The organism is Sedimentibacter sp. B4, assembly GCF_000309315.1.
GTDB lineage: Bacteria > Bacillota > Clostridia > Tissierellales > Sedimentibacteraceae > Sedimentibacter > Sedimentibacter saalensis.
On record NZ_CANG01000945.1, the window covers coordinates 1 to 13,346 of the forward strand.

Sequence of the window (13,346 nt, forward strand, 5' to 3'; positions counted from 1 at the left end):
ATATTATTTAAATGGTTATTTTATTACTTATAGTAAAAGATTTTTATAGCATTTAAGATAAAAAATGGTATAATAGAGAATGCATGACAACTTTTCGTAGTATTTATTGTGTGAAAATCTTCACTTTTTAATAAATGGAGGAATTAATTGGGAATTATTGTAAGGTTCATTGTAAAGAGCATCCTTGAGAAAAAATTCAGAGCATTTATTATTGTATTTTCTATTGCAATTTCTGCTGCACTTTTTTTTGCTTGCAGCGGGTTATCCGGCACTATCAGCAGCATGTATGAAAATCAAATCAAAATGCAGACGGGTGAGGCAGATATAATAATACAGCCTGATGAGGATTCGCCTTCAGGAACTTTCAAAATTAAATCTGAGCCTATAGACGGTATATCATATATAACGGGAAGTATAGCGGCATCCGGCAGTTACAAATTGTCTGAAGATCAATCAGAAAAATATAACATTAAAACAGAAAATCTGATTGTACGAGGATTTAATATTGATGAACTCGATAAGCTCAATCCGGTAAACTTCAGTCAAGTTGCAAGAAATAAGGATTTTGAAGGAAATTTTATAATACTTAGCAAAATATTTGCAGATAAGTATGGCTACAGTGTAGGAGACCGGATTGACATAAAAATAAACGGCAGAGATAAAATCCTGACAGTATACGGAATTTCCAGACCAACGGGAATATTTCAGCATAACCCTCAGTCAGACACAATGACAGCAGTAATGCCTATGGATACAATAGCATCTATACGAAACGTGAGAGGAAGGGTTCAGACTGCCTTTGTTGTTATTGAAGAAGGTGTTGATATTAAATCTGCCATTGCTACTCTAGAAAAACTTTATCCAAGATACAGGGTAAGTGAACCTTTTTCAGCAGATGAACTAAGACAATATATGCAGTTTATTGTGGTGCCCATGTTTATGATGACTTCAATGGTGCTTTTCATAAGTATTTTCATTATCTATTCAACATTCAAGGTAATAACTACAGAACGTCTGCCTGTTATCGGAACATTTAGAAGCATTGGTGCTACAAGAAAGATGACAGATGTTGTGCTTATAGGAGAAAGTCTTACATATGGAGTTGTTGGGGGTATAGTAGGTGACATTTTGGGGATTGGAGTATTGTATCTCATAGCAAAGATTATGGCTGCAGATCCCTACAACGGACAAATGAATGTTTCTATAAAATTCGGAATCGGACATTTGGCTGCGTCATTTCTTCTTGCAATATGTGTAGCACTGATAAGTTCCTGGCGCCCCATAAGCAAAGCATCTAAAATACCAATAAAGGACCTTGTGCTTAACAACACTGAAATAAAATCAAAAAAACAAAAAATGGAAAAAATATGCCGGAATAATCATGCTTTTGCTATCGTCATCATTGCCTCTTGTTGCTCCTAAGTCACTGGCACTGTTAATAAATGTAGTAAGCCTTCTCATTTCAACAGTTGCTGTAGTCATGTGTGTTCCTTATATAACAAGAATCTTTTTAAAATTATTTGAAGGGTTTTACGGTAATTTTTTTGGAAATGAAGGAATTCTTGCTGTTAAAAACTTAAACGGCAACAAAAATATTTTAAATAACATTTCCCTTCTTGCCATAGGAATATCGACCCTGCTTATGATAAACACCATAAGCAGCAGTGTGGGAATAGAAGTATTAAATGCCTACAAGGACTGGAACTTTGACATAATGGTGAGCTTGTACAACTCCGACAGAAATACGGAGCAGGTTCTTAGAAGTGTTGACGGGGTATATGGAACCTACGGAGCATATGAGTCATGGGATGGTGTGGATGTCAAGGATGCTAATTACACCATTCGTTACCTGCAGGGCGTTGACATAAAAAGATACAGAGATTATGTGACATTCAGACTGCAAGGCAAATTGGATGCTGACGAAACTTTCAAACTTTTGGATGAAGGAAGAAATATTATGGTTGCCAATATGGCAAAGGAAAAGCTTGGATTAAAAGTTGGCGACAGCTTAACACTTGAAATGAAAAGCGGGGATAAAACATACAAAGTCATAGGATTTTATGATTCAATCATGAGCAATGGAAGCAATGCAGTGATTTCACAGAAATATTATAAAATGGATATGAAACAACAGCAAATAAGTAACTTTTTTATAAAAACATCAAAAAATCCCGATGAAGTCCTTTCATCCATACAGGATAAATTCACAAGGCGTGGAATGTTTGGGGATACAATCGACAGCATGGAAAAGAAGAATTATGAATCTAACAATCAGTTTATGATAATACTTCAAGCTTTTTCAGTTATCGCCATGCTCATTGGAATTTTTGGAGTGTTCAATAATTACATGATCAGTTTTATGGAGAGAAAGCGTTCAATTGCCATGATGAGGTCAATTGGCCTTTCTAAAAGACAGACATTGAAGATGATTATGATTGAGGCTCTCACAGGAGGCTGTATTGGAGGTGTTGTAGGAATTATAGGCGGAACCCTTATGCTTTTATCAGTTCCGAATCTTATGCAATCAATTGACATTCCAATTGCAATACATTACTCAATGAACTTTTTTATAAGTGCATTGGTGGGCGGTATTATTATTGCAGTGCTGGCTTCAATCAGTCCTGCATTAAAAACATCAAAACTCAACATTATTGAAGCAATTAAATACGAGTAGGTGGACAATGGAAAATATTATCGAAGTTAAAGACTTAAATAAAACATTTTTGCTGGGAGAGCTGACCGTTGATGTTTTAAAAGGCATCAACATGAGCGTTGAAAAAGGAGAATTTATTACAATAATGGGGCCTTCAGGGTCCGGAAAGAGCACGCTATTATATCTGTTAGGAGGCCTTGATAAGCCTACAACCGGAAAAATATTAATTAAGGGTCAGGATATTTCAGCCTTGTCTGATGAGGAACAAAGCATCATGAGGCGCAGGGAAGTTGGATTTGTTTTTCAGTTTTATAATCTTGTTCCTAATTTGACAGTGGAGGACAATGTGATGCTTCCTTTACTTCTTGATGGGAAAAAGATCAGCAAATATCGTGATAAACTTGATGAAATTCTTGATGTTGTTGAATTATCAGACAGGAAAAAACACACTCCAAGGGAATTGTCGGGAGGACAGCAGCAGCGTGTTGCAATAGCACGAGCACTTATAAATGAACCAGACATTATTCTTGCTGATGAGCCCACAGGCAATCTTGACAGCAAGACAACTGAAGAAGTAATGAATTTGTTTCAGAAAATCAATCACGAAAAAGGAAAGACCATATTGCAGGTAAGCCATTCTTTGGATACAGCAAAGTATGGAAATCGAATTATTAATGTAAAGGATGGAAGGGTGTGGGAATAATGACAAAAAGAAAATTAGCCGCAATGTCAGCAATTATGTGTTTGGTACTTATTATTACGAGTTGCGGCAAGAGTGAAGAAACATCTCAAGTGGAAGAAGTAGACATATCAGAGCAATCAAAAATAATTGAAGCCTTTGGAATTGTAAAATCAGAAGAATCAAAAGATGTTATTATTGAATTTCCGGCTGTTGTTATGGATGTTCAAGTTGAAGAAGGCCAGCATGTTGGTTTAAATGAACCTATAATAACTTTGGATTTAACAAAGTATCAGGCTCTGATACAAGATAAAAAGATTGAACTCAATATTGCCAAGCTTGAAGAAAAGAGTGCTGTTACAAGTTTGAACGGACTCACACTGGATGACAAAACATCAGAGCTTGAAAAACTAAAAAATAATCTGGAGTTTGCAAAATCTCATTACCAGCAGGCTGCAGAAGAATTTAAGAACAAGGAAAATCTCTATAATGAAGGGGCAATATCTCAGGAATCATATAATCAATACAAGAAAATCACGGATGAAGCAAGAAATAAAATGAATGACATTGAATATGAACTGAAAATTGCTTCAGAATCTAATGATAGAAACATAGAACAGTACCAGGTAAGTAAGGAAACTGAAATGAACAAAGCTGACATATTGGCACAAAAAGGCACTCAAATTGAGTACGGTGTAGCAGTCATGGAGAGCAAGCTCAACAAACCATTCATAGTAGGAAATCAAGTAGTATCTGAATATGAAAACGCAGCAGTATATGACTTAAAATATGCTCCCGGAAACATTACAAATGAAGAACAGAAAGCATTTACCATAGTCAATTTGGACAGTCTGATTGTTGAAGCCAACGTTCCCGAAGAATTTATCAAGGATGTAAAAGAAGGACAGACGGTTAAGATAGTGCCTGTTGCCGATAGGACCAAAGAATATGAAGGCAGTGTAGTATATTTGTCAGGGATGGCGTTCAGCAACAACGGTGAAACTGTGGTTCCCGTAAAAATTTCAATCAATACAACAGATTCATTCCTGCTTCCTAACTACAATGTCGATGTGTATATTGATACACTGGATTAATGTTAGAATGAAAGGTGCTGATACCATGTATCAGCACTTTATTATCATTTTTTGTTTTTTAATTTGTCTTTTGAGCTTAAGAAGCTGTTTGAGTTGTATGCTCCTAATTTGTTATCATTTGAATTAGGATTGTTATGCTTTATACCATAATCCATTTGATCTTGAGATTTGTTTGAGTTTGTTATGCCGTTACAAGTACCGTTGAATTTGTCCATACCGTTGCCTTCGCCGCTTTTATTGTGTCTTCCATTTCCTTTGCTCATTTTAATACCTCCTTTTAAATATTAGTGAGATAAAGTCACACATATATATTTTCCCCATTGAGATTGATTATTCCTTAAAAAGCTGTCTTAGAAATCCATATGTGTATTATTAAATTGCTTTGATTTTTTTCTAATTTTTGTTATTATATTACTATGGCGTGAACAAAATATATTAATTGTATTTAAAAGGAGACAAAATGCGCAATACAAATTTGAAAAAATTATTCAGTGATACAATTTACTTAACTATAGGCTGCCTCATTACTGCATTCTCAGTTAATTATATTCTTAAGCCAAATGGACTTATAACCAGCGGCATTACAGGTCTTGCAATTGTATTGGAAAAATACCTGCATATTAACTATTCCTATATTTACTATTTTGCAACTCTTATAATATTGCTTATAACATTTGTATTGATGGGCAAAAAAGAAATAATGAAAATTATTTTTCTTTCTGTGCTGTATCCTACAGTTCTCCTGGCAATGCAGAGCTTTGAATTTAAATTTGTGGAAAATGATCTTCTTCTTGCTTCCATATATTTTTCGCTATTTTACGGGCTTGGAGTCGGAATGATACTTAGGAAGGGATTTTCGTTCGGAGGAACAGATACACTTGCCAGAATCCTTAACAAGAAGGCTTTTCCATCAATAAATGTCAGCTACATAATGCTTGTACTGGACGGATTTGTAATAATTACTGCAGCCTTTGCTTTTGGAAGAAATATAGCTCTTTATTCTATCATCAGTCAATTGGTTATAACAAAGGTATGCGACTACATAATGTTTGGATTTGGAACCAAGTTGTACAAGCTTGAAATAATCAGCAGCAAGTATGAAGAAATAAGTAAGTTTATAATGTTTGAACTTGGTCGAGGAGTAACTCTTATAAATGTAACAGGGTGCTATACAAATGAAGAAAAGGTTCAGATTGAATCCGTATGCTCTCCAAATCAGGCTGTAATGATACAAAAGTTAATAAAGCAAGTTGATTCCACGGCATTTGTTAAAGTGCTGCCTGTTATAAATGTATGGGGAAAGGGAATACGCTTCATAGATATCAGTTCAGAAGATTAAAGATCAATTCTGTTACATATTTATAATGTAATATAAAATAAAATTATTTTACAAACGTTTTCTTATGTGCTAAAATTTATTAGTAGGAATGTTTTGGTTTTAATATTACTTAAAAATGGGAGGAAGAAAATGAAAAAAACATTAAGTATTGTACTACTAGTTTCATTATTAATTTCTGCAATGACATTCCCCGCAGCTGCTGATGTTGATGCAACATCATGGGCTACACCGGCAACACAAGAACCGCCAACTGCAACACCAACTGCAACACCAACTGCTCCAACTGCACCGGCTCCAGCAATTACAGCTGTAACAACCAGTGTACCTTCAGGAGATGTCTATACTGTAGTCAGCGGAGATGTATTCTGGAAAATCGCTGCAAAATTCAATATGACAATTGATGAATTGGCTAAATTGAATCCACAGGTAAAAAACATCAGTTTGATTTATGTTGGAGATAAATTATTCGTCAAAGCTGGCGCTACAGTTCCTGTTGCAACTACTGCTGCAACTCCTGCACCGGCTGTAGCAACAGAGAGAAAACTTTATCATGGATTTGGTGAATCAGCTAACTACAGAATCAGAGGCGAACAAAAGGATAATTTGAACATAACTACTGCAAGTGTTATTTTCGACCAGGATGGAAGAATTGTAGACTTGACTTGGGATGTTATGGAAATTACATATGCTCTGTTCCCAGGATGGGTTGATCCTGCTGCTGACCAGGCAACAAAAGATGCATTTGTGGCATCGATTGACGATGTTTGGGAAACTAAGAGAGAAGAAGGCTATGCATATGATATGACACACTTAATATCAAAAGGCGCAGCTGACAATTTAACAAAAAAAGAATGGTTTGAACAACTTGACTACTATGAGTCATTCTTCAAAGGCATGACAGTAGCTGAAGTAGTTGCATGGAACGAAAAATACACAGATGCTAACGGAAGACCATATAAAATGGCATATACTGAAAAGTTGACAGATGCTGACAAAGCTGTTACAGCTACTTTTACAGCTGAAGAAGCAGCAATGCTTGTTGATGTTACAACCAGCGCTACAATGGCACTTGAAGATCCTCACTCTCACTTTATTACAGCTTTAGTAGAAGCTTACGAAGCAAGAGAAGAAATTAAATAGTTTAGTTTTTTAAAACATTCCTAATAGAGGTTTGTCCTATAACAAATTATAGGACAAACTTTTTATTTTTCGCAATTATCAATTTAAAATTCAAATCAATCGCAGTTGAACGAAGACAATGATTCCTTTGACACCTGGATGAATGCCTTTTCCATTGACGACAGAGGATTGTTTTTTGAATATATCAAGACGAAATCACGTACAATGCTGTAATCGTGCAGTTGATAATACAGTATTCCTGGTTTGCTTGAGCTTGCAAGTAAATGTGAAAGAAAACTTATACCAATGCCAAGAGACACGTAATTTCTTAGAGTTTCCATGTTCTGGCTTTCAATTATAACATTTGGAGAAAATCCTGCATTTTCACATAAAGCATCTGCTTTTATTCGTAGCTTCATTGTTTTTTTTTAGAAGCATAAAATTTTCATGAGCCAAGGCTGAGAAATTTTCAACATAAGGCCAGTGCTTGTCAGGAGTTAGTTTTAGTTTGCTGTAGATGCTTGGTTCATCAGGAATTGCTAATAGAATTTTCTCATTGAACATGTGACAACTAGTTAAATGTCCAGCTGTAATTGGAAGAGGAATAAATGCAAAATCAAGATCGCCGCTTTCTACCATTGTTTCCAACTGATCAGATGATTCTTCTGTTATTTCTATTTTAATTCCAGGATAATTTTCTTTCAATGAAGGAATAAGCACAGGAAAAATAAATGATCCGTAAAACTGTGATGAACCAACCCGGATTGTGCCATAATTTGATTCTGAAATATTTTTCATTTTCTTTTTAAGTCTGTCTGTTGCAGCCAAAATTTCATTGGCATCCTCCAGAAATATTTTTCCTACAGAAGTCAATGACACAGTCAAGTTGTCACGATCAAACAGCTTAACACCCAGTTCGTTTTCAAGCCTGCTGATTGCCTGGCTCAGTGTTGGCTGACTTATGAAAAGTTCATCAGCAGCCTTAGAGTAACTTTTATATTTGGCTATTGTTGAAAAATATAGAAAATCTTTTAAACGCATGATTCCTCCAGGTTATAGCTAAAATTTATAGCAATATTATATAAGGATATTGTACAAAAAACAATAAATAATATATAATCAATTTATCTTCAACATAAAAGATACGGTGAAAATCGTTTGCTGCATGAAAAGTAGTAGGAATAAAACATGAGGTAACTATGAAAAAAATTGCATACGTGGGCTGCAGGACCACAAAAGTAAGAAATGCAAGCGGAAAAGGCTTGAAAGTGTACAGTATAGATAGTGATGGAGACTGGAAGGAAGTTCAGATTATCAGCGATTTAATAAATCCATCATATCAATGCTTTGATAAAAACAGAGATTTTTTATACACTGTTCATGGAGATATAAATGCTGTAAGTTCATTTAAAATAGACAAGAGTACGGGTAAGTTATCTCATCTTAAAACGGTTGATTCCGGAGGCAAGAATCCGGTATTCATAACTGTTGATAAAAAAAACCAATACATATATGTTGCTTCTCTTCAAGGGGGTGCTGTAAGTGTATTAAAAAGAAATGCTGACGGCAGTCTTACGAACCCAATATTCAAGGCTGTATTTCCAGGCAAAACAAAAGAAAATATTTCTCATCCACATCAGTGTATATGGGATAAGAGCGGAAATTATTTGATTGTTCCTGCACAGGGAAGAAATGATGGCTTTTCTCAGGTCAATGTATTCAAATCAAATGATGACGGATCTCTAAATGCTGTTAATTGCCGCATGGCAGGAATAGGTGATGATCCGAGACATGCTGCTTTTCATGACAATAACAGATATTTATATGTGGTCAATGAAAAGGGAAATTCTGCAGCATTTTATATATTTGATGAAAATAATGGAAATTTAATGAATAAACAAGAAATATCCACATTGCCCAAGGATTACGAAGGAGAAGGTCAGGCAAGTGCTGTTGTTATCCATCCAAACAACAAATTTCTTTATGTTTCAAACAGAATTCATGACAGCATTGCAGTGTTTGAAATTGATGTGTTTGGATATTTAAAATGCATCGTTCACACTGATTGCATGGGAAAAACACCAAGATTTATGACATTCAGCCCTGATGGAAAACAGCTTTTGATTGCCAATGAAGACAGCCACACAATCAAAATTTTTCATGTTGATGATAAAACAGGAAATCTTAGTTTTTCCGGAAAAACAATTGAAACTGAAAGTCCCGTATGCGTGGTATTTCTGTAGAAATACCATGCTGAATAATAAAAAAGAAATGAGGATTAATTATGGGAAAAAATATGACACGAAAAATCATAGAAGACCATTACGTATCAGGAAGTTTGGTTGCAGGTGAAGAAGTTGCAATAAAAATTGATCACACTCTTACACATGACGTAACAGGAACTCCTGCATATCTTTCGTTTGAAACATTGGGAATACCAAAAGTAAAGACTGAACGTTCTGTAAGTTATATAGATCACAACATGCTGTATGCTGACAACAAAAATCCTGATGACCATATTTATCTCCAGACAGTTGCAAAAAAATATGGAATTTATTTATCAAAGGCAGGAAACGGAATATGCCACACAGTGCATTTTGAACGTTTCAGCAGACCAGGAATAACACTTCTTGGCTCTGACAGCCACACACCAACAGGAGGAGCCGTAGGAGCACTTGCAATAGGAGCAGGAGGCCTCGATGTTGCTCTTGCCATGGCAGGAGAACCTACATACCTTAAAATGCCTTTTGTAGTAAATGTAAATCTCCATGGAAAATTAAAACCTGGCGTTTCAGCAAAGGATGTTATACTTGAAATGCTAAGACGGGAAACTGTCAAGGGAGGTATAGGCAAAGTTTATGAATACACAGGAGAAGGTGTTGCCTCCATAAGCGTGCGTGACCGCTCAACTATAACAAATATGGGAGCTGAAATGGGTGCAACAACATCTTTGTTCCCAAGTGATGAAATCGTGCATGAGTTCTTCATAAATGAACAAAGAGAACAGGACTGGATCAATTTAGGGCCTGATGAAGATGCCGAATATGATGAAGTTATAGACATAGACCTGGACAAGATTGAGCCTCTAGTTGCAATGCCAGACATGCCTGACAACGTAACAGAAGCAAGGAACTTAAAAGATATAAAAATCAACCAGGTGTTTATAGGAAGCTGTACAAATGCTTCATATACTGATTTTGCCAAGGCGGCAGCCATTGTTGACGGTAAAGTAGCTCATCCAGAAGTAAGCTTCGTGGTAGCTCCGGGAAGCAGACAAATGTATTTAATGCTTCTTAGGGACGGCATTATTGGCAAGCTTGTGGCTGCAGGAGCACGCATAATAGAATGCGGATGCGGTGCATGCTGTGGTATAGGTCAGGCTCCAAGCACTGATGGTGTATCTTTGCGTACATCAAACCGAAACTTCAAAGGAAGAGGCGGGCACCTGAATGCGAAGCTTTACCTATCAAGCCCTGAAGTAGCTGCAGCATCTGCCATAACCGGTTACATTACAGATCCAAGAGATTTCTATGATGTTGAAATGCTCGATAAAATTATAGAACCTGATGATTTTATAGTTGATGACAGGCTAATAATTCCTCCGGCTGAAGACGGAGCAGATTTTGAAGTTGTGAGAGGGCCAAACATAAGACCAATGCCTATAAATGATCCGCTTCCTGAAACACTTAATGCTAAAGTATCCGCAGTAAGAGGAGACAATATAACTACTGATGACATTACTCCGGCTAATGCTCAGTTTTCAGCGCTACGTTCAAATATTCCCGAGATAAGCAAGTTTTGCTACGGACGAATTGACCCGGGATTCCATGACAGATGCAAAACACTTGGCCAGAGCATCATTGTTGGTGGAGAAAATTATGGACAAGGTTCAAGCAGAGAGCATGCTGCCCTGGCACCAATGTACTTGGGAGTTAAGGCAATAATAGCAAAATCAATGGCTCGAATTCATAAAAACAATCTCGTAAATTACGGCGTCCTTCCTTTGTTGTTTGAAAATCAAGAAGATTATGACAACATTGAAATGATGGACGAACTTGAAGTTGAAAACATAGCTGAACAAATACAAACAAGAAAAGTTACAGTAAAAAACATCACAAAAGGAACATCATTTAAAACAAAAGTTGATTTGACTGACCGTGAAATAAGCATTATCATAGCCGGCGGACAACTCAGATATGTTGCAAATAAAAACAAATAAGGAGAATAGTATGGAAAATATTATTACAGCACAGGAAAAATTTGCAGAACTAATAAAGTCAGAATATGCACGAATTGAAAGAATGAAGGCTGATATTGAGATTACCGATTTTTCAAAATTGGATAAAATTGTAGTAGGAATCATGCCGGGAGATGGCATAGGACCAATTATAATGAAGGAAGCAATAAAAGTTTTAAATGTACTTATTGAAAGTGAAATCAGTTCAGGAAAAGTTGAAATCCGTATGATCGAAGGAATGACTATAGAAAACAGAGCTGAAAAAATGCAAAGTCTTCCTGATGATGTTTTTGAAGAAATAAAAAAGTGTCATGTTTTGTTGAAAGGCCCTATGGTTACTCCAAGAGAAGGAGATCCATGGCCAAATCTTATTAGCGCCAACACAATGCTTAGACGTGAACTTGAACTGTTTGCTGCAGTTCGTCCTATAAAAATTCCTGAGAAAAATATTGACTGGGCATTCTTCAGAGAAAACATAGAAGGTGAATACATCTGGGGTAACAAGGGAATACAGGTTAATGAAGATCTTGCTATTGACTTCAAAGTACAAACAAAACAAGGAAGCGAAAGAATAGCAAGAGCAGCATTTGAATATGCGCGCAAAAATGGCAAAAAAAATGTGACTGTTGTTACAAAATCAAATATTGTCAAACTGAACGACGGCAATTTTGTAAAGGCAGTGAAAAAAGTAAGCGCAGAATACCCTGAAATAGAAGTTCAGGAAAAACTTGTTGATGCTATGTGTGCTAAAATGTTGGATCCAGAATTCAGCAAAGGCTGTGAAGTGTTTGTTCTTCCGAATCTTTACGGAGATATAGTGACAGACGTAGCCGCAGAACAGCAAGGAGGTCTTGGGACAGCTTCATCTTCAAATATAGGAAATAAATATGCTATGTTTGAAGCTATTCATGGAACAGCTCCATTTCTTATTTCACACGGGAGAGGGAATTATGCAGACCCATGCAGCTTAATAAGAGCAGTGGGAATGCTGGTTGCTCATATTGGTTACGGTGATAGGAAAGCTCTTCTTGACAAGACACTGGACATATGTACAATAACTGAAAGAAAACATGTTGTAACAACAGACAAAGATGGAGCAACTGCTGAAGAATTTGCAGATTATCTGCTTGAAACACTTAAACCAATGCTGTAATAATAAATAAAAGCTGCTTGCCCGTGACAAAGGGCAGCAGCTTTTTAAGTTTAAAAAGTTTAAAGTATTTTACACAGAGTTTTGATTTAAAGAATTCATCAAATTGTGAAGAGAATTCAGTAATTTCATGCCTGATGAAAGTTCATCTGAGTTATTGAATAGTGAACATGCAAGTTCACTGTAAACATTTTTAGCTTTTTCTTTTAAGGAAATTCCATCTTTGGTGAGAGATATATTTACGCTTCTTTCATCTTCTGCTGAGCGTGTCCTGGTTATAAAATTTTGGGATTCAAGTTTTTTTAATATGGGAGTAAGAGTTCCTGAGTCAAGATAAAGTTTTTTGCCTAAATCTTTTACATTTATATTGTCTTCTTCCCACAATGCCAAAAGTGTTATATAACTTGTATATGTCAATCCAAGAGGATCCAGCAGAGGTTTATATTTCTTTATTATTTCCTTTGAACATACATACAGTGAAAAACAAAGCTGATTGTCCAATTTAAGTAATTCATCATTATCATTGTTTATGTTAGTATTATTATCCATAATTATTCTCCTTTACAATACAATTGAATTGTACACAATTAATTATAAAAAGTCAAATAATATCTTGACATACTAAATTAAATTGTGTACAATCTATTTATAAACATTGAGTACAATTTAATTTGACACAATATATAAAATATATATTAAGTGGCAAAATATAATATTAATTTGAGGAGATAGAAAATTATGAAAGTATATGATTACAGTGTAAAAAAGGTTGATGGAAGTGAAGTATCTTTAAAGGAATATGAAGGTAAAGTATTGCTTATTGTTAATACTGCCACAGGATGCGGTTTTACACCTCAATATGACGGTCTTGAAAAGCTTTATTCAAAGTTCAAAAATGAAGGCTTTGAAATTTTAGATTTTCCATGCAATCAGTTTTTAAACCAGGCTCCCGGAACGAATGAAGAAATAGTAAATTTCTGCAAATTGAACTTCGGTACAGATTTTGAGACATTTGCTAAAATAGATGTTAACGGTGAAAGTGCCGATCCGCTGTATAAATTTTTAAAGGAAGAAG

14 protein-coding genes are annotated in these 13,346 nt (G+C 35.6%); 10 read left to right on the forward strand and 4 right to left on the reverse strand.

The annotated features are described in order from the left end of the window. Window positions 1–147 precede the first annotated feature (147 nt). Genes BN358_RS27995 through BN358_RS17660 form a run of 4 tightly spaced genes read left to right on the forward strand, consistent with a single transcriptional unit; the run spans window position 148 to window position 4,426 of the window. On the forward strand, window positions 148–1,422 hold the full coding sequence (locus BN358_RS27995; protein WP_051011037.1) for an ABC transporter permease: 1,275 nt from the start codon (window positions 148–150) through the stop codon (window positions 1,420–1,422). Then, a complete protein-coding gene (locus BN358_RS28000) occupies window positions 1,382–2,674 on the forward strand; it encodes an ABC transporter permease (protein ID WP_051011038.1) in 1,293 nt (430 codons plus the stop codon). Before BN358_RS27995 ends, BN358_RS28000 begins: the two co-directional genes overlap by 41 nt. Window positions 2,675–2,681: 7 nt before the next feature. Next, on the forward strand, window positions 2,682–3,356 hold the full coding sequence (locus BN358_RS17655) for an ABC transporter ATP-binding protein (RefSeq protein ID WP_019227272.1): 675 nt from the start codon (window positions 2,682–2,684) through the stop codon (window positions 3,354–3,356). After that, window positions 3,356–4,426 (forward strand): HlyD family secretion protein, encoded by a 1,071-nt coding sequence (locus BN358_RS17660; protein ID WP_019227271.1) that lies wholly within the window; start codon window positions 3,356–3,358, stop codon window positions 4,424–4,426. Before BN358_RS17655 ends, BN358_RS17660 begins: the two co-directional genes overlap by 1 nt. A 44-nt stretch (window positions 4,427–4,470) precedes the next feature. Here BN358_RS17660 and BN358_RS17665 read toward each other — a convergent pair whose 3' ends face one another. Next, window positions 4,471–4,689, reverse strand: a complete 219-nt coding sequence (locus BN358_RS17665; RefSeq protein WP_019227270.1) for a hypothetical protein — start codon at window positions 4,687–4,689, stop codon at window positions 4,471–4,473. A gap of 197 nt (window positions 4,690–4,886) precedes the next feature. Between BN358_RS17665 and BN358_RS17670 the strand changes: the two genes are divergently transcribed. Both BN358_RS17670 and BN358_RS17675 read left to right on the forward strand, forming a co-directional pair. Beyond that, window positions 4,887–5,765, forward strand: coding sequence for a YitT family protein (locus tag BN358_RS17670; RefSeq protein ID WP_019227269.1), 879 nt, complete (start codon window positions 4,887–4,889; stop codon window positions 5,763–5,765). Between the two features lie 129 nt (window positions 5,766–5,894). Beyond that, window positions 5,895–6,905, forward strand: a complete 1,011-nt coding sequence (locus BN358_RS17675; RefSeq protein WP_019227268.1) for a LysM domain-containing protein — start codon at window positions 5,895–5,897, stop codon at window positions 6,903–6,905. A 95-nt stretch (window positions 6,906–7,000) separates the two neighbouring features. On the opposite strand, the gene BN358_RS28415 is transcribed toward BN358_RS17675, so the two are convergent. Together BN358_RS28415 and BN358_RS17685 are read right to left on the reverse strand one after the other, a co-directional pair. Beyond that, complete coding sequence (locus tag BN358_RS28415; protein WP_040583912.1) at window positions 7,001–7,303, reverse strand: LysR family transcriptional regulator substrate-binding protein; 303 nt, start codon at window positions 7,301–7,303, stop codon at window positions 7,001–7,003. Continuing rightward, window positions 7,269–7,925 carry a LysR family transcriptional regulator gene (locus BN358_RS17685; protein WP_019227267.1) on the reverse strand — a complete coding sequence of 219 codons (657 nt, stop codon included), beginning with the start codon at window positions 7,923–7,925 and terminating at the stop codon, window positions 7,269–7,271. The genes BN358_RS28415 and BN358_RS17685 overlap by 35 nt, the downstream gene beginning before the upstream one ends. Before the next feature lie 158 nt (window positions 7,926–8,083). On the opposite strand from BN358_RS17685, the gene BN358_RS17690 reads away from it, so the two are divergent. The 3 genes from BN358_RS17690 to BN358_RS17700 are packed head-to-tail and all read left to right on the forward strand — an operon-like array spanning window position 8,084 to window position 12,274. Then, window positions 8,084–9,127 (forward strand): beta-propeller fold lactonase family protein, encoded by a 1,044-nt coding sequence (locus BN358_RS17690; protein WP_019227266.1) that lies wholly within the window; start codon window positions 8,084–8,086, stop codon window positions 9,125–9,127. A 41-nt stretch (window positions 9,128–9,168) separates the two neighbouring features. Further along, the gene (locus tag BN358_RS17695) at window positions 9,169–11,103 is read left to right on the forward strand and encodes an aconitate hydratase (RefSeq protein ID WP_019227265.1); all 1,935 of its coding nucleotides are present in this window, start codon (window positions 9,169–9,171) and stop codon (window positions 11,101–11,103) included. Window positions 11,104–11,113: 10 nt separating this feature from the next. Continuing rightward, window positions 11,114–12,274, forward strand: coding sequence for an isocitrate/isopropylmalate family dehydrogenase (locus BN358_RS17700; RefSeq protein WP_019227264.1), 1,161 nt, complete (start codon window positions 11,114–11,116; stop codon window positions 12,272–12,274). Between the two features lie 69 nt (window positions 12,275–12,343). On the opposite strand, the gene BN358_RS17705 is transcribed toward BN358_RS17700, so the two are convergent. Then, on the reverse strand, window positions 12,344–12,820 hold the full coding sequence (locus BN358_RS17705; protein ID WP_019227263.1) for a MarR family winged helix-turn-helix transcriptional regulator: 477 nt from the start codon (window positions 12,818–12,820) through the stop codon (window positions 12,344–12,346). Window positions 12,821–13,009: 189 nt separating this feature from the next. Between BN358_RS17705 and BN358_RS17710 the strand changes: the two genes are divergently transcribed. Further along, window positions 13,010–13,346 (forward strand): glutathione peroxidase (locus tag BN358_RS17710; RefSeq protein WP_019229865.1); only part of this gene is annotated, 337 nt, incomplete at its 3' end.

What these genes read in the sequence shown, in the direction of transcription:
- BN358_RS28000 (WP_051011038.1), top strand. Translation starts at nt 1,382, where the DNA reads ATGCTTTTGCTATCGTCATCATTGCCTCTTGTTGCTCCTAAGTCACTG.
- BN358_RS17655 (WP_019227272.1), top strand. Translation starts at nt 2,682, where the DNA reads ATGGAAAATATTATCGAAGTTAAAGACTTAAATAAAACATTTTTGCTG.
- BN358_RS17660 (WP_019227271.1), top strand. Translation starts at nt 3,356, where the DNA reads ATGACAAAAAGAAAATTAGCCGCAATGTCAGCAATTATGTGTTTGGTA.
- BN358_RS17665 (WP_019227270.1), bottom strand. Translation starts at nt 4,689, where the DNA reads ATGAGCAAAGGAAATGGAAGACACAATAAAAGCGGCGAAGGCAACGGT.
- BN358_RS17670 (WP_019227269.1), top strand. Translation starts at nt 4,887, where the DNA reads ATGCGCAATACAAATTTGAAAAAATTATTCAGTGATACAATTTACTTA.
- BN358_RS17675 (WP_019227268.1), top strand. Translation starts at nt 5,895, where the DNA reads ATGAAAAAAACATTAAGTATTGTACTACTAGTTTCATTATTAATTTCT.
- BN358_RS28415 (WP_040583912.1), bottom strand. Translation starts at nt 7,303, where the DNA reads ATGAAGCTACGAATAAAAGCAGATGCTTTATGTGAAAATGCAGGATTT.
- BN358_RS17685 (WP_019227267.1), bottom strand. Translation starts at nt 7,925, where the DNA reads ATGCGTTTAAAAGATTTTCTATATTTTTCAACAATAGCCAAATATAAA.
- BN358_RS17690 (WP_019227266.1), top strand. Translation starts at nt 8,084, where the DNA reads ATGAAAAAAATTGCATACGTGGGCTGCAGGACCACAAAAGTAAGAAAT.
- BN358_RS17695 (WP_019227265.1), top strand. Translation starts at nt 9,169, where the DNA reads ATGGGAAAAAATATGACACGAAAAATCATAGAAGACCATTACGTATCA.
- BN358_RS17700 (WP_019227264.1), top strand. Translation starts at nt 11,114, where the DNA reads ATGGAAAATATTATTACAGCACAGGAAAAATTTGCAGAACTAATAAAG.
- BN358_RS17705 (WP_019227263.1), bottom strand. Translation starts at nt 12,820, where the DNA reads ATGGATAATAATACTAACATAAACAATGATAATGATGAATTACTTAAA.